Origin of the sequence: Methanobrevibacter sp., assembly GCF_030539555.1 — an archaeon.
GTDB lineage: Archaea > Methanobacteriota > Methanobacteria > Methanobacteriales > Methanobacteriaceae > Methanocatella.
The window spans coordinates 63,847-79,027 of record NZ_JAUNXX010000001.1; the positions used below are offsets into that span (position 1 = coordinate 63,847).

A 15,181-nucleotide genomic window follows, 5' to 3' on the forward strand; every position below is an offset into this window, starting at 1 on the left:
TAATATGATAAATAAATTTACTAAAAAAAAATAAAAATTAGGGTTATTTGTAACCCATGGTTTGTTTTCTGTAATGTGCCTGAGGATGGTCGCACATCGCACAGACATCTGGAGCGGCCTTTCCCTTATGCAAATATCCGCAATTGTTGCATTTCCATGTAATCTCACCGGATTTTTTAAAAACCCTGTCCTTCTGGATATTTTTTGCAAGAATTTTATATCGCTCCTCATGTGCTTTTTCGATTGTTGAAGTCAACTCAAAAAGCTCCGCAATTTCCCTAAATCCTTCTTCACGGGCAGTTTTAGCAAAGTTTTTGTACATGTCTGACCATTCGTATTTTTCAACTTCCACGGATTCCTTTAAGTTGGTTAAGGTATCCGGAACGGCACCGCCATTCAACAGCTTAAACCATACCTTTCCATGTTCCTTTTCGTTGGCTGATGTTTCAAGGAATATGTCCTTAATCTCTTCAAAGCCGTCCTTTTTGGCCTGAGAAGCGTACCATTCATATTTTATGTGCGCATATGCTTCGCCTTGAAGGGCGATTTTTAAGTTTTCTTCAGTTTTAGAACCTTTTAATTTAGGCATATTATCAACTCCTAAACTTAAAGGCTTTTTTATCATATAAAAAGATTTGGTGAGTGTTTGGTTACAAAAAAAGAAAAAAAAGAAAAGAAAACTAGATATAACTGGTATCTTGTTTTCTGAAGTGTGCTTGTGGGTGATCGCATAACGGACATACTTCAGGAGCGTCGGTTCCATAATGGATGTAACCACAGTTATTGCATTTCCATGCAATTTCTTCATCTTTTTTAAATACTTTATCAGCTTTTATTTTATCAGACAATGCGTTGTATCTGTCTTCATGTGCCTTTTCGGTAGCGCCAGCTGCATCAAATAAATCTGCAATATCATCAAAGCCTTCTTCACGTGCAGTTTCAGCGAATTCCTTATACATTGAAGTCCATTCTTCGTGTTCACCTGCTGCTGCATCTGCAAGGTTGGTTAATGTATCCGGTACTTTACCGCCATTCAACAATTTAAACCAAATTTTAGCGTGTTCCTTTTCATTGTCAGATGATTCCTGGAAAATATCTTTAATCTCGACATAACCATCCTTTTTAGCTTGGGAAGCGTAAAATTCGTATTTGACACGTGCCTGGGATTCACCGGCAAGTGCTGCTTTTAGATTTTCTTCAGTTTTAGTGCCTTTTAAATCTGCCATAATATCATCCTCGAAAATTAGATTATATTAAAAAAATAAGAAAATGAAAGAGTTAAATTATTTGTAATTTTGAGCTCTTTCTTCGAAGTGTGCTTTTGGATATCCGCAAACAGGACACATTTCAGGTGCTTGAGGACCTTTGAATATAAATCCGCAGTTTTCACATTTCCATTCGATTTCATCTTCTTTTTTGAATACGGATTCAGCTTCGACATTTGCAAGTAAAGTTCTGTATCTTTCTTCGTGTTCTTTTTCAATTTCTCCGACTTTTTCGAACAGGAATGCGATTTTAGCAAATCCTTCTTCACGTGCGGTTTCAGCGAATTCCTTATACATTGAAGTCCATTCTTCGTTTTCACCGTCTGCTGCTGCATTGAGGTTTTCTATTGTGTCTGGAATCTCTTCATCGTGCAAAATTTTATACCAAATTTTAGCATGTTCCCTTTCGTTTTTGGAAGTTTCCATGAAAATATCGTGGATTTGTACGTATCCTTCTTCTTTTGCTTTAGCTGCAAAGTATTGGTATTTTGTGTGTGCTTGAGATTCGCCAGCAAATGCTGCTTGTAAATTTTCTTCAGTTTTAGTACCTTTTAAATCAGTCATAATTAACATCTCCACTGATATACTATATGATGATTATCATTTAAAAATATTTTCAAACAATCATAAAATATGAAAAAAATTCAAAAAAAAAAGAAAAAAGATAATAGCCTAATTTAAGCTATATCTGAATATAATAAACCTATTGCCCTTTGTGAAGCGAAAGTCAAGTAAGGAGTTATAATAACTGAAAGAATTGAGAAGGATGGAACTTGTCCGTATAAATAAGTTAAAATTGATTGTATTACAGCAATAATGATTGCCATTAAAAGAACAACACCAAGAACCTTACCAAAGCCTATTCTTGAAATGTCCCTGAATGATTCCGGAATGTTTAATGCTTCACCTAAATCGCCTGTATTTGCAAGTCTTGATTCACCCATGGTATAAAGGAATGCAAAGATTATAATTAAAACAACAGCAATTAAAGAAGTTATTGCAATTGAAGTACCTAAACTTGCTAAAGCAGATTCTGATACGTTTGAAAAAATAGAAGCGCCTGCAACAGTTGCATTGGCTGGAGCTAAAGCCATCTGCTGTGAAATGTTAATAATTTGTCCAGGAATGTTGGTAATTAAAGCAACGATAGCTATAATGACCGCAGGAATTATAAAATAGACTATACTTACGACTAACAATAATATACCGGTTACTAAATCATTCTTCCAGTCAAAACTTGGGGCATCATCAACCTTATCAATACCGGATTTTAGAATTCCTACCTGATAACCTGAGATGATTAAAGAAATAATTAAGGCAACAACGGCCAAAATAGCTGTAATGGCTAAATATGCCACATCATAATATGCACCGAATACACCAGCAACGATTCCACCTGCAATCACTATCCCCATAACAAATGTTAGTAAAATATAAATTACAAGTTTTTCCAAGTTCTGTGATGGAAAAATAAATGCTTCTTTGATAATATCCATGATTTCCATATGTATACACCTTTAAATTAAAAAAAAACTCATCTGAGTAATGAATATATTTAAAATTAATACTATTTAAAATTAAGCAAAGAAAATAAAAAAAAGAAAAAAAGAATAGATGAAAAATCTATTCATCTACACCGAAGGATTTTTTAAGTAAGTCTGCGTTAACAAATCCTTCTTTATAAATTTTACCTGTGGTTAAGTCGTTGATGACCACTTCTGCAGGAGCAAACATTCCTTTATCTATTTTGTAGAAATCAAATTCTGCTTCTTTAAATACATCGAAGAATGGTTTGCCGTATCCGTCAGCAGCGGAAGATGGTAATTTTGCTGCCACATCAGCAATGTCATCATTTTCATCAGATTCGACATAGTAGTAAGTTCTTCCACCGAAGAGTACTGCATCATTGGTTTTGCCCATTGCCTTAAGTCCGTCAGGATCAACCGGTGCAATAGGTGCAATACCTGCAGCGTGTTTTACTTTAGTTACATCGAATTTAATAGCTTCAAGCATTTTGTAAGTTCCGTTTTCAACTACCCTACCGGAGATTTGAATAGATCCAACAAGAGAAGAAGTAGGAGCTACAAGCAAGTATACATTTTTAACGTCAACGTCACATTCATCAGCAATGTATTGGGCAACTTCATCACCAGGCAATACGTCAGCTTCCAAAGTTAAAATTGCCAAATCTGCATCTTTGTCTTCATATCCAATTTCTTCATAAGTTTCTGCCGGTTTTAAAGCTATTGCTCTAGCAGGACCAGAACCTAATGCAAAGAAATCTCCTACAGAAACGGACCAACCTGCTTTTTGAGAACCTAAGGTTGAAATTGAAGGTGAATCTGTTTTAATCTTTACTGAAGGAAGAGCGAATTTTTCAGATAAATCTCCAGGAATTGAAATTCCCACATCAGCAAGCCCTCCAAGACAAACTTTTGTATAGAGTTCACCTGCTTTGAAACTTCCGTCAACATTTACACCACAGTCAATGACAGTAGCTCCATTGTCCAAAGTTTCTACAGCGATGTTTAATTCATCTGATTTTTCAATCATCACATCTACGGTCTTTTTAGCTTCTACGTTTACACTTACCATAGTTTAACCTCATATCAAATATTAACTTAAAATCAATAAGTTATTAATTAAGATTTTATTTAAGGTATTATTTAACATTTTTGTGCAAAATTCTTTGGCTTCTTTAAGCTGAAGATGAATTGCACTTTACTGAGTATTAAAATTTTTTCATTAAAAAAATATTACTTTTCAACTGCTCTTTTGGATAATCCCTGTTGGTCAAGACGAATTCATATATTCATATGAATGGAAATGCTTTGACAAAACAATATGCATGGCCTAAGAATCTCCGGCTTCTTTAAGCCTGAGAGGTTCAAAATTGCCTAATTGAATTAGATTAAAAAAAGAAAGATAAGATAGAAATAAGTCTATCTTTTAATTGTAATTACGCTTTTGGCGGAAATTGCATAGTTGGAATTTCCGGAAGAAATTATCACGTTATGCTTGCCCACAGCCAGGAATTTGGTGTTGAATTTGGCTACACCTTTTTTATCTGTTTTTACAGAGTATGTTTTGTATGTTTTGGCTGTGAATACTCTGAGATTTACCTTAATGGAACCTGCAGCCTTTTTAGTTGCCTTATCTTTAACGGTTACCTTAAAGAATTTTGATGCTCTGTATTTGTGAGCAACAACAGGAGCTTTAACGGTTGTTTTTGCTTTGGTTATTTTAATTGTTGTTTTTATTTTTGTTAAAGAATAGTTAGGATCTGCTGAGGTAATTTCAACATTGTGGCTTCCAACATTGATTTTGGAATTTACCTTGAATGTTGCTACTCCATTCTTGTTGGTGAAAACATGATAAACCTTGTATTTTTTACCAGTGAATACTTTAACAGCCAAATCTATGCCTTTTATTTTTTTAGAAAGTGTTATGGAAATTGTCTTTCCTGAATTATATGTGGTTGTGAGTTTTCCTGCCTTTCCGGTCAAGGGAAGCTTGTTTATTTTGACATTTGTCAGAATTTCTTTAGCCACCTTATAATCCGGAATTTCAGAAATTACAAGGACTGCGACTTTTCCAGCATCACTTTCAATGGCGAATTTGGCCATTCCATTTTCATCGGTGAATGTGTGGCCAAAAAGACCGTTGGAATATGTGACTATAATCTCCTGATTGGAAATCGGCAATTTAGTTTCACCGTCCAGCAATTCTATGCTGACACTGACGTTTCCAAAGTAACTGCCTTTTTGTGTAATGTTGATTATTGCTTGTCTGGTTATGGCTTTGGCAGCATAATCGGGCATGTTGGATACTTTTGTCCCATTATTTGAAATGTATGAGCCATTATAGTTAATCCATGTTGCAGGGTTTAGTTTATCATTGATGAGTCTGTTGAATATCAGCTCATCTGAAGAAATGGCATTTACTCCCCAGAAGTTACTGTCGATATTTATGTTGTCTGCAAAAATGCATGACCCGTAATAGTCTGTTCTGACAAGTCCCTTATCTATAATATTTCTTCCATAGGTAAATCTAGGGAGGTTATATTCTCCGCTCCAGTCCTCCAAATCAACTGAATATAAATCGTCATAATAGCTGAATATATACTTAATATACATATCGCCCTGTTTTGCAAAAAACTCATCAGTGATGTTGTCATTGTTTTGAGCTTTATTGTCCGCAAATATACAATTTTTAACCTTTCCGCTGGATTGGTTTGCGTAAATGGCTCCCCCATTACGTGCGGAGTTATTGACGAAGATGGAATTGGATATTTCAATTGCTGTATTGAAGGCGTTTATAAATATTGCCCCTCCGAAGTATCTTGCAGTGTTGTTTTCGAATTTGGAGTTGGAAATAGTCAGTTTGGATTCTTTTTTAGCAAGACTTCCTTCATCATACCTTGCAATATTGATTGCTCCTCCGCATATGTCCATGCCGTTGGCGAAGCTGCAATTGTCAATTGCCAAATCAATATAAGAAGAGCTTCCGATGTATGTGTAATTGGTGAATTTGGAGTTTTTAACAGTTGCCTTTGATGAGACGAGCAAAATTGATTTGGAGCTGAAATCACAATTGTCAACTGTGAGTGCATTCTGGGATTCCTTATTGACCAGAGTATTGGTGAATCTTGAATTTGCAATCAGACCAATTCCAATGTCAACAGTTCCGTTAATGAAACTGCAATCGTGGATGTTCAAATTCATGTTAGCATAATCCGGCAATTCGCCACCAAGTAAATCCAGATACAATTCTATGTTTGAGTTTATAAAATCACAGCTTTCAATATTGGCTTCAGTGTCATTGAAATTGATTGTGGAGTTGACGAAATTACACCTTGAGATGTTGTTTTTGGAATTGGATAAAAGCAAAGACGCTTCATTTAATCCTTCCTCATGCATTCCGCTTCCTGAGTATTTTTCATTGGTGAAATTGGAATTGGTTATTGAAACTTCATAGTTATTGGTCTGCCAGACGCCAATGTCGGCACCAGCTATCTCATCAGGTTCATAATCGACAGGATTGGGAATTATGTAATTGTTTATGAAATTACAGTTGTCAACTATCAGATAACCTGTTTTTTTATCATTTCCAGAAACGTATATTGCTCCTCCCCTGTAAGCGCTATTGTCTATGAATGTGGAATTGATAATATTGGTTGTGGCTGCAACATCACTCAGTCCAATTGCAATTGCTCCTCCAACGGCTCCTGAACCCCAACGGGCGATATTGTGATTGAATGTACAGTTTATGATATTTGTTGTTGTGTCCAATTCATTGCCCCAAACGTTTATGGCAGCTCCCATGCTGGAAGGATTGTTATCAAAAATACAATTTTCAAATGTTACATTTGAGCTTTTGATTAGTATTGCATAATTGCTTTCATATTTGCTGAATTTAATGTCCTTAATTAGAACATTGGCTGCATTTGAGATGTTCAATATTCCATAACCACCATTTGCACTGATAGTGGTTTGATTTGTTCCGACAATCCTTACGGATTTGTTTACATTAATTCTCAAGTTGTTATCCAAATCAGACTTATAAGCAACGTAAGATTGCTTTTTGAGATATACAGTGCCATTTTCATCGGCATTTTTGAGTTCTTCCCTAATATCTGAAAAGGTACCGCTATCCTGAGCATTGTCAGCCATCAAATCTGCAGATGATGCGTTTTTAACAATATCAAGACCATCATCTGAAGCTGAAACCATCCCAATGCCTATTGTCAGAATTAAAAGTATTGAAATTAGTACCAAACTTCTTTTTAGGTATTTTACCATGATTAATCTCCTTTAATTTTTCAAGATATATATAAATATTTGATAAAGTGTATATAAAATTCTTTTGAAAAGGAAATAATCTAAAAAAAAGCAATAAAAAAATAAAAAAAATGATTTGAAATGTCAGTTTAAACCATTTTCATCAACATCTTTGGAATGTTCGACCAAATCCTCATATTTTTCACCGACACCCATACCATGATTACCATCAGGGTCAACAACAGTACCTTCACTGTCATAGTACACATTTAATTTTGAATCATAAGATATTGAATCGCCGGATGAATTGGATTCCTGTGAAGAGGAACTGGCATCAGCTGATGATGAATTTTCCTGAGAATGTGTGGTTTCCTCAACCTGAGCTGTCTGGTTAGAAGAGACCGTGTCATTTTCCTCAATCACAAGTTTTTGAACAACATTGGATGCATTATATTTATCGTTTCCATTATACGAAAGCATTATGCTGTAATTTCCAGGAGCCATATCCTTTAAAACCAAGCTGCCCCGACCGTCATTGTCGGTTGTAATGGAATAGTTGTTTTTAGTTTCACCGTCACTTAATGAGATGAGTATTTCCTCACCTGAAATGGAATTTCCTTTCGAATCTGTCAGCTGAAACTTAACTGCATCCCCATTTTTTAAGGCAGAACTAGTTAAGATATTGATTGAGGTTGCATCTTTGCCTTGGTTTGGATTAAGAGCCACCAATCCCACCAGAACTGCAATGACTACAACAATAGCTAGAACAATAACAATTTTTCTATCCATATCGAATCACCTTCATATATTATATTAGAACTCCTCCCCTAATAAAGTAAATGCCTGAATGGAAATTCCAATATCAGGGTCATTAGCATAAATAAAGCGTAAAAATTCCTTATCAGTAATATTATTAACAATTGATCTTCGAACGTGGCCTTCTGAGGTATCATAATAGAGGTCTTTAAGAAATTCCTGATTGTGTATGCGTTCGATAACCTTTACCCTCAGTTCATATAAGTTTTTATCGCGTGCAAGAATCCTCAATATCTTCTCGTCCACAATCTCTTCAATATATTCTTCCCGTTCAAATTCACTTATTGTGTAATCGGTTACCTTTTTGTATAGCGCATTGTTTTTGACATCAAGAAGGTCCTTTTCATCAAGTTCCGATTCAAGGTCCTGGCGAGTTTCACTGTCAGATATTCTATTCGCAGCTTCACGACGAACCCATGAATGAGAATCATTTTGAGCAATCTCTGAAAGCAGTTCCTCATCATCAATTCTTTTAACAGCTTCCATCCGCACATAATAGTTCTTATCGTTTTGTGCAACATCAGATATCAAATCATCATCATTTATGCCTTTTAGAGCTTCCAGACGAACCCAAGGATCCTTATCATTTTTAACAACATCAGCTAAAGTATCTTCATCACTGATGCCGCAAACGGCATCCTGACGCACCCAGGAATCTTCAGCCTCTTTTGAGATTTCGGCCAGCAAATCGTCGTTTTCAATTTTTTTTACAGCTTCAAAACGAACATTGAAATTTTCATCTTTTTTGGCGATGCTCTCTAATATTATTTCATCATTTATTCTTTTAACGGCATCCCAACGGACATAATAGTTCTTATCGTTTTGTGCAACATCTTCAAGTATTATTTCATTGTCAATGCCCTTAAGAGCTTCCCGGCGAACCCATGCGTCCTTGTCAGTGTTGATGATTTCCACCAGAATGCCTTCATCAGAAACTCCTTTTATGGCTTCGATGCGCACCCATGAATCCATTGCATATAAAGCAATGTCTTCCAGCAACTCGCGATTTTGAATTCCTTTGACAGCTTCCAAACGAATCCATGAATCCTCTGCATCTTTCGAAATGTCTGCAAGGAGATTTTCATCGCTAACTCCTTTCAATGCTTCTTCACGAACTAAAGTGTCATCATCAAATTTTGCAATCTCTGAGAGGAAATCCTGCTTTTCTATTCCTTTTACAGCTTCAAGACGAACCCATGAATCCTCATCGCCTTCAACAACATCAATCAGTGCATCCTCATCATCAATGCCCTCCACAGTCTTAAGACGAATCAGGTAATCCTCAGCATTCTTTGCAATATCTATCAAGAGTGTTTCATCATGAACCTTTCTAAGAGCTTCAAGGCGAACTTTTTCATTCCTGTCATATTTGGCAACATCAGCCAAAACGTTTTCGTTACTCAGTCCCCTGACTGCTTCAAGGCGAACTCCTGCACTCTTATCCCTTTGAGCAATGCTTGCAAGCAAGTCCTGGTCTTCTATTCCCTTTACGGCTTCACGGCGAATGCCCGCATTTGCATCATTTTGAGCAATATCCGACAACAATACCAAATCGTTCATTCTTTCAACAGTTTTGAGTCTGTTGTATTCGGATTCATCGTTGATTGCAATTTCCGCCAGGACACCCCCATCTGTTATACTTTCAACTGCCTTTTTAGATATGATGCCCATTGTATCGTCCTTTACAATTTCACCCAATAGAACATCATCATTTATTCTCTCAACAGCAGCCAGACAAACGTTTTCATCTGAACTTTTTTTAATGATGTCCGATAAGATCAGATCGTTTCTGATACGTTCGACTGCAGCCAAACGAATATCTGCTTCGGAGTCATTTATTGCAACTTCAGACAATTTATTTTGATCATCCAATTTTTTAACCGCTTCAAGCCTTACTTTATGGTCTTTATGTTTCCATTTCGGTTTTATAATTTTATCAAATAAACCCATCAAATCACACCAATCAATACCTGTCAAAATGAACCTTGGACTTATCCCATCTGCTTTTCACTTTTCCTTTACTTTCCGGCCATCCCACACAGATTACAGAAAAGGGAATGCAGTAATCCGGAATGTTAAGATACTCCTTTAACTTCAATGTCCTGTCTTCTATCGGATGAAAACCCAGCCAGACTGCACCCAGGCCTTCATGTGTTGCCTGAAGCAGTATGTTTTCATTGCATGCCCCGAGGTCCTGTTCAATCATTCCTATTACTCTGGCCCGGTTGAGATTTCCCAATGTTATAATCAGATGTGACGCTCCCGCTGCAGGGGTGGCGAACTTATGCATCTTTGAAATTGTCTGTTTATCTTCTGATTTTGAAACAACGATAAACTCCCATGGTTGCGAATTGCAGGATGAAGGTGCCTGCATTCCAGCTTTCAGCAAGTTTTCAATCAAATCATCGGAAACTTTTTCATCCTTGAACTTGCGCACACTATGTCTTTTAAAAACTAAACTCATTTAACCACCAAATAATTCTTCAATTTCCTCTCTGACGAATGGATAATCATTAACGTCAGTCAAAATGTTTACCTGATCGGAGTATTTTATATGGAAATCCTCTGTCGGAATTACATATTTGCCGTTTCGAATTACTGATACTACAATTGCATTTTTTGGAAACGGAATATCCTTAATTTTAAAGTTGATATAATTGCAGTCCAGGGGAACGACATATTCAGACAATACATGTTTGGATGGCTTTTTAACAAATTCCCTATTTTTATTTAAAAGCAACCTGTCATACAATGATTCATAAATAGGTTCGTTTCCCAAAAGTGTCGGAACCACATAAGCTATCAGAGACACGATAATCATTGCCACCAGCGATTCGGTTGAACCGCTCATCTCGGCCAGAAGAACAATGCCTGTTATAGGAGACCTGACAGTTGCTGCGAAAAATCCGGCCATTGAAATTATTACAAATTTGTAAATCAAGGAATGCTGCCAGCCGAATGCCGGAACAACAACAGATCCGAATACTGCTCCAATATAGGCACCCAATACAAGAATCGGTAGGAATATCCCTCCAGGAGCTCCTGATGAGAATGAAAACATTGAAAAGAGATACTTGAAAAGCAGCAATATCACCAATACGCCTAAAGAGGGCATTGCTATTCCCAATAAATCCATCATGAAGTGTCCGCCGTCACTGATTTCCGGCATCACCAATGCCACAACACCTGATACCATGAATACCGCTACAAATTTAATCCATGAGGGAATTTTGAGTTTAGAGACAAAATCACTTGATTTAATCATTCCCACATTGTAGATATAACCCAATACACCAATGATTATTCCCAGAATTATTAAAATCCAGTAGGATTCGAGGGGAATGTTCATGAGCTGAAAGCTAAGTGCAGTTGCTTGACCAAAGATGACCTTTGATATGAAATCGGATACAATGGCGGCAACAAGTGCGATGAACACCAGAGTTTTATCAAAACCGTGATTTATTTCTTCAAAAACAAAGATTACACCAGCCAGCGGTGCATTGAATGCAGCTGTAATACCGACAGCAGACCCGACAAGAATCAGTCTCAATTCATCGGTTTTGGATCCTTTGAATAATCTTGCAACACCTTTACCGGCCATACCTCCAATCTGAACGGAAGGACCTTCAGGACCAAGTGACAGTCCACCCAAAGCTGTTAGGACCCCAGATACGATTTTGGAAAAAAGAACTTTTGCCCAATTGGCCTCCATGTGGCCTTTCACCTCAGCATATACCTGAGGTATGCCGCTTCCGGCAGAGTCAACTTCCCATTTTGTTAAAAAGTCTACCAGAAGACCCATAACTGCAAGGGCAATAAAAAATAAAATTGTATAAAGAATATTTCCATTAATAACAGTTAAATAATCTCTCAAAACATGCTCAGAGCCATAAAGTAAAAATCTATATAAGCAAACCATTAATCCTGCGAATATGCCCACCATAACGCCCTGAACGGTTAAGCGAAAAATATATTTTGGATTTTCAACCACTGACTTTAATGTTTTTTCAAGATTTTTCATCAATTAATTGTTTATTATAAATCATATAAATTATTTTCATAGTTTTCAACAAAATATCGGATATTCTTGCGGCCTTTCTTTGTGAAAGTATGACCTTCCTTTGAAAGTTTTTCCTTTTGATATTCAATTCCACCGGGATATTTTGGATTCAACTCCCCCTCTGATTTTAAAGTCCTCCAGAATGAAATTCTATCATCTGTTCTCTCGCAACTGGCTTGTGCGCAAAGAGAAATGAATATTCCCGCAGTCATGGGACATGGGAATTGTGCATCATGCCTATCTGCAAGAAAGTCCCTAATTTGCTTGGCCGTGATGAGTTTACCTTCAGGAATCTGAGCCATAATCTCATTGTACTCCAAAGAGGAGCTATCAACATTCGGGAGCCCCATACCTTTTAATGGATTTTTCATCTTCAATTTCAACAATCCTAGGCATATCTTTTGAATCGTTTAATTTTTCATTGAAGCTTTTATGAGCCATTAACATCACCACATTAGGTAAAGCTATTTTGAACACGATATTATTTAAAATTTATTGATGAAAAAATAAGTAAATTAATCATTGAAATATTTTGAGGGCATATCAAGGAATGATTTAAGTCATTCATCATTATCGGACTAACATCCAATGTATTGAACACTTTTCGAAAAAATTTTTAATCATAAATTTCTTATTTCTTCAATTGTTAAGCCCGTGGCTCTGGATAACTCATTAAGTTCAACATTATTTCTTAAAGCTTTAGCAATTTTCTTAGTAGCTTCAGCTATACCCTCAGCTCTAACTTCAACTCTACCTTCAGCCAAAGCATCCTCCCTAGTTTCAGCCAAAACCTTCTGATTAACTTCATTAATAGCCCGAGTTACAACATCCATCGCTTTTGGAGTCATTTTAACAACCCCTCATTATTAAAAAAAAATGAAGGATAAAATTATTTATCCCAATAATTACATTTTTCATGAAAAGATACTTCAAAAAAATACATCATAATCTTTTAATTTCATCAATAGTTAAACCAGTGGCTATAGATAAATCTTTAAGGTCAACAGTATTTCTTAAAGCTTTAGCAATACTTCCAGTAGCTTCATCTATACCCTCAGCCTTACCCTCAGCTCTACCTTCAGCCAAAGCATCCTCCCTAGTTTCAGCCAAAACCTTCTGGTTAACTTCATTAATAGCCCGAGTTACAACATCCATCGCTTTTGGAGTCATTTTTACCCCCTCACTTATTTTATTTTGTTCATCTTTTGTAAGAAAATTTTCTATTTCAAGTTCTACAACTGATTTAAAAAATTCAAACCGATTTTTATCAAACAATTCCTTTTTTTCTATAATTTTTGAGATATCGTGAAGTATATTATATTTGTTATCAAATTTAGGATTAAGAGACATTAAAAGTAATGTAATTTCTTCAGAATGACTTAATTGTGTATTTGATTCAAGCTTTATATTAATATTTCTAATATACTCTTCAAAGTTAACATCACCCAAATAGAACCGACTTGGAATGAAACATTTCGTTTGCCCCATTCTTTGAGGTTTTTCATCATCTAATTTATGGGTGAAATTAAATATGGTAGTATCTACTGTTTTTTGATATTTTGCCTGTGCAACTATATTATAGTTGAAAAACCTATCCAAATGTTTGGGTTGAGATTTTGGATATTGAAACTCAATATGAGATATAGTATCATTTTTCAATAGACACAAAAAATCCAAATATAACTTATTCCCATTTAATGTTGTTAATTCCACATTCAATACTTCTTTAATATCTTCATCAATACCAATGTAATTTAAAAAGTGTTTTCCATAAACTGAAATGATAATTTTCAAAATTACATCGTATATGTCATGAATGTCACGTACCATGTTCAACCACCAATTTATTTTTAAGCCGACTAAATTTGAAAATCAAACATGTTTGTACTTTAATATTATTATTTAAGAAGTATATAAAGTTTATTTTTAAAATTAAGTAAATATTACAAGATAAAATCAATATTACAATATAAAATCAAGAAAAAAATATTAATGCTAATGAACACCCTTTGCTTTAAATTCAATTGGAGCTTCTCCAGGTGTTGCCGCAATTGGCGCATCGGATAAAATTAGTCGGCGCCTCATCAGCAGATCTTGTCTGTACTGTCCACCAGTAGCCTTTTGTTCCTCCGCATTTGTAGCAGGTTATCCTTGTAGTCGGCAGAGCAACATTATTTCTATCAGTAACAATAACTTTTGCTTCGGGATTGGTTTCCCCTTCAAAAGTGTATTGCTCTTCAATATCCTTAGAAGTCAATGATTTTTCATAACCACATCTACATTTAACCTTACCTTTATCAGGCATTAACATTGCACCACAATCAGGACAGAATTCCATATTATTAAACACCGTTAAAAATTAATAAGTATCAATTTAATTGAAAGTAAATTGCCTAATGCTTATGGATATCCCACTTGTACAATATGTAGTTGAATATCAGCATCAGAATTGAAAATACAATCAGGTAGAAATATACATTCAATATCAAATCAAATCGGACACCATCAAAAACCATTACAAGATAATCGAAGGGGTCAAAAACGTTAGCTCCAAACAGCAATGGAATTAAAAGCAAAAACAACAAATCAAAAACGACAATACATGCTACTGCGAAAATAAATCTCTTTTTGTTGTTTGGCAGCTCTCCGGATTCAATCATGATATCTATTCCGAAAACCACTAAAAAATACAGTCCGAAAAGGCTTCCTATATACATCACATCAGTAAGCTTAAATTCAATGAGAAAATAACATGCTACAATTGCCACAATAAATGCAGTGATAAAATTAATTATTGTAGCTCTCAAAAAAGTCCTACTAATCATATTTCCACCAAATCCAATATACTTTTAAGTGATATTAATGTTTGTACTTTAAAGCATATAAGATTTAAGAATTTGTTTTAAAAAAAAAAGTTTTGTGTGAAAGGTTTAGCCTTCCACCATTATCAGCTTACCCGTAGCAGGGTCCTTATAAACTTTACCCATCTCGGTATAACCCTGACCTGAGCTGTTTGAAGTGTCTGGAGTCTCATTCAGCTGTTGACCTTGGTCAACTTCCTTTACCTGCTGCTGTTGCTGCATCTGCTCCTGAACATTCTGATCAGGGTCAATCATTGCCTGCATGTTCCAGCTTATGATAACAAAAACAAGAAAACCAACAGCAATGACAAGCATTGCATCCACTAGGTTGGATGTACCTGCCATCGGGTCTTCTTCAACTCTTTTAGATCGTCTTCTACTTTGTTTTCTAACCATAAA

General features: G+C 35.7%; 16 protein-coding genes. All 16 read right to left on the reverse strand.

What is annotated here, in order from left to right; genetic code table 11:
* Nucleotides 1-43 precede the first annotated feature (43 nt).
* The 16 genes from rbr (Q4Q55_RS00225) to Q4Q55_RS00300 all read right to left on the reverse strand — a co-directional run bounded on the left by rbr (Q4Q55_RS00225) (nt 44) and on the right by Q4Q55_RS00300 (nt 15,178).
* The gene (gene rbr, locus Q4Q55_RS00225) at nt 44-589 is read right to left on the reverse strand and encodes a rubrerythrin (RefSeq protein WP_303370812.1); all 546 of its coding nucleotides are present in this window, start codon (nt 587-589) and stop codon (nt 44-46) included.
* Nucleotides 590-680: 91 nt separating this feature from the next.
* Nucleotides 681-1,226 carry a rubrerythrin gene (gene rbr / locus Q4Q55_RS00230; RefSeq protein ID WP_303370813.1) on the reverse strand — a complete coding sequence of 182 codons (546 nt, stop codon included), beginning with the start codon at nt 1,224-1,226 and terminating at the stop codon, nt 681-683.
* 57 nt (nt 1,227-1,283) lie between these two features.
* Nucleotides 1,284-1,829 carry a rubrerythrin gene (rbr, locus tag Q4Q55_RS00235; protein WP_303370814.1) on the reverse strand — a complete coding sequence of 182 codons (546 nt, stop codon included), beginning with the start codon at nt 1,827-1,829 and terminating at the stop codon, nt 1,284-1,286.
* 113 nt (nt 1,830-1,942) lie between these two features.
* Entirely contained in the window at nt 1,943-2,770 is an 828-nt protein-coding gene (locus tag Q4Q55_RS00240; protein ID WP_303370815.1) for a DUF4013 domain-containing protein, read from the reverse strand.
* Between the two features lie 118 nt (nt 2,771-2,888).
* On the reverse strand, nt 2,889-3,860 hold the full coding sequence (gene mch / locus Q4Q55_RS00245; protein WP_303370816.1) for a methenyltetrahydromethanopterin cyclohydrolase: 972 nt from the start codon (nt 3,858-3,860) through the stop codon (nt 2,889-2,891).
* 347 nt (nt 3,861-4,207) lie between these two features.
* Complete coding sequence (locus tag Q4Q55_RS00250; protein WP_303370817.1) at nt 4,208-7,066, reverse strand: hypothetical protein; 2,859 nt, start codon at nt 7,064-7,066, stop codon at nt 4,208-4,210.
* 123 nt (nt 7,067-7,189) lie between these two features.
* The gene (locus Q4Q55_RS00255) at nt 7,190-7,834 is read right to left on the reverse strand and encodes an Ig-like domain-containing protein (protein WP_303370818.1); all 645 of its coding nucleotides are present in this window, start codon (nt 7,832-7,834) and stop codon (nt 7,190-7,192) included.
* Nucleotides 7,835-7,858: 24 nt separating this feature from the next.
* Nucleotides 7,859-9,811 carry a HEAT repeat domain-containing protein gene (locus Q4Q55_RS00260; RefSeq protein WP_303370819.1) on the reverse strand — a complete coding sequence of 651 codons (1,953 nt, stop codon included), beginning with the start codon at nt 9,809-9,811 and terminating at the stop codon, nt 7,859-7,861.
* 13 nt (nt 9,812-9,824) lie between these two features.
* Nucleotides 9,825-10,325 carry a nitroreductase family protein gene (locus Q4Q55_RS00265; protein ID WP_303370820.1) on the reverse strand — a complete coding sequence of 167 codons (501 nt, stop codon included), beginning with the start codon at nt 10,323-10,325 and terminating at the stop codon, nt 9,825-9,827.
* Nucleotides 10,326-11,882 carry a ClC family H(+)/Cl(-) exchange transporter gene (locus tag Q4Q55_RS00270; protein ID WP_303370821.1) on the reverse strand — a complete coding sequence of 519 codons (1,557 nt, stop codon included), beginning with the start codon at nt 11,880-11,882 and terminating at the stop codon, nt 10,326-10,328.
* Between the two features lie 14 nt (nt 11,883-11,896).
* Complete coding sequence (locus Q4Q55_RS00275; RefSeq protein ID WP_368660123.1) at nt 11,897-12,298, reverse strand: methylated DNA-protein cysteine methyltransferase; 402 nt, start codon at nt 12,296-12,298, stop codon at nt 11,897-11,899.
* A gap of 243 nt (nt 12,299-12,541) precedes the next feature.
* A complete protein-coding gene (locus Q4Q55_RS00280) occupies nt 12,542-12,769 on the reverse strand; it encodes a hypothetical protein (protein WP_303370822.1) in 228 nt (75 codons plus the stop codon).
* A 94-nt stretch (nt 12,770-12,863) separates the two neighbouring features.
* Nucleotides 12,864-13,751, reverse strand: coding sequence for a hypothetical protein (locus Q4Q55_RS00285; protein WP_303370823.1), 888 nt, complete (start codon nt 13,749-13,751; stop codon nt 12,864-12,866).
* Nucleotides 13,752-13,941: 190 nt separating this feature from the next.
* A complete protein-coding gene (locus tag Q4Q55_RS00290) occupies nt 13,942-14,259 on the reverse strand; it encodes a transcription factor S (RefSeq protein ID WP_303370824.1) in 318 nt (105 codons plus the stop codon).
* 55 nt (nt 14,260-14,314) lie between these two features.
* Complete coding sequence (locus Q4Q55_RS00295; RefSeq protein WP_303370825.1) at nt 14,315-14,746, reverse strand: hypothetical protein; 432 nt, start codon at nt 14,744-14,746, stop codon at nt 14,315-14,317.
* 105 nt (nt 14,747-14,851) lie between these two features.
* Nucleotides 14,852-15,178: a DUF2149 domain-containing protein gene (locus tag Q4Q55_RS00300; protein WP_303370826.1), complete on the reverse strand. Its 327-nt coding sequence runs from the start codon at nt 15,176-15,178 to the stop codon at nt 14,852-14,854.
* Nucleotides 15,179-15,181 lie beyond the last annotated feature (3 nt).

What these genes read in the sequence shown, in the direction of transcription:
- rbr (WP_303370812.1), bottom strand. Translation starts at nt 589, where the DNA reads ATGCCTAAATTAAAAGGTTCTAAAACTGAAGAAAACTTAAAAATCGCC.
- rbr (WP_303370813.1), bottom strand. Translation starts at nt 1,226, where the DNA reads ATGGCAGATTTAAAAGGCACTAAAACTGAAGAAAATCTAAAAGCAGCA.
- rbr (WP_303370814.1), bottom strand. Translation starts at nt 1,829, where the DNA reads ATGACTGATTTAAAAGGTACTAAAACTGAAGAAAATTTACAAGCAGCA.
- Q4Q55_RS00240 (WP_303370815.1), bottom strand. Translation starts at nt 2,770, where the DNA reads ATGGAAATCATGGATATTATCAAAGAAGCATTTATTTTTCCATCACAG.
- mch (WP_303370816.1), bottom strand. Translation starts at nt 3,860, where the DNA reads ATGGTAAGTGTAAACGTAGAAGCTAAAAAGACCGTAGATGTGATGATT.
- Q4Q55_RS00250 (WP_303370817.1), bottom strand. Translation starts at nt 7,066, where the DNA reads ATGGTAAAATACCTAAAAAGAAGTTTGGTACTAATTTCAATACTTTTA.
- Q4Q55_RS00255 (WP_303370818.1), bottom strand. Translation starts at nt 7,834, where the DNA reads ATGGATAGAAAAATTGTTATTGTTCTAGCTATTGTTGTAGTCATTGCA.
- Q4Q55_RS00260 (WP_303370819.1), bottom strand. Translation starts at nt 9,811, where the DNA reads ATGGGTTTATTTGATAAAATTATAAAACCGAAATGGAAACATAAAGAC.
- Q4Q55_RS00265 (WP_303370820.1), bottom strand. Translation starts at nt 10,325, where the DNA reads ATGAGTTTAGTTTTTAAAAGACATAGTGTGCGCAAGTTCAAGGATGAA.
- Q4Q55_RS00270 (WP_303370821.1), bottom strand. Translation starts at nt 11,882, where the DNA reads ATGAAAAATCTTGAAAAAACATTAAAGTCAGTGGTTGAAAATCCAAAA.
- Q4Q55_RS00280 (WP_303370822.1), bottom strand. Translation starts at nt 12,769, where the DNA reads ATGACTCCAAAAGCGATGGATGTTGTAACTCGGGCTATTAATGAAGTT.
- Q4Q55_RS00285 (WP_303370823.1), bottom strand. Translation starts at nt 13,751, where the DNA reads ATGGTACGTGACATTCATGACATATACGATGTAATTTTGAAAATTATC.
- Q4Q55_RS00290 (WP_303370824.1), bottom strand. Translation starts at nt 14,259, where the DNA reads ATGGAATTCTGTCCTGATTGTGGTGCAATGTTAATGCCTGATAAAGGT.
- Q4Q55_RS00295 (WP_303370825.1), bottom strand. Translation starts at nt 14,746, where the DNA reads ATGATTAGTAGGACTTTTTTGAGAGCTACAATAATTAATTTTATCACT.
- Q4Q55_RS00300 (WP_303370826.1), bottom strand. Translation starts at nt 15,178, where the DNA reads ATGGTTAGAAAACAAAGTAGAAGACGATCTAAAAGAGTTGAAGAAGAC.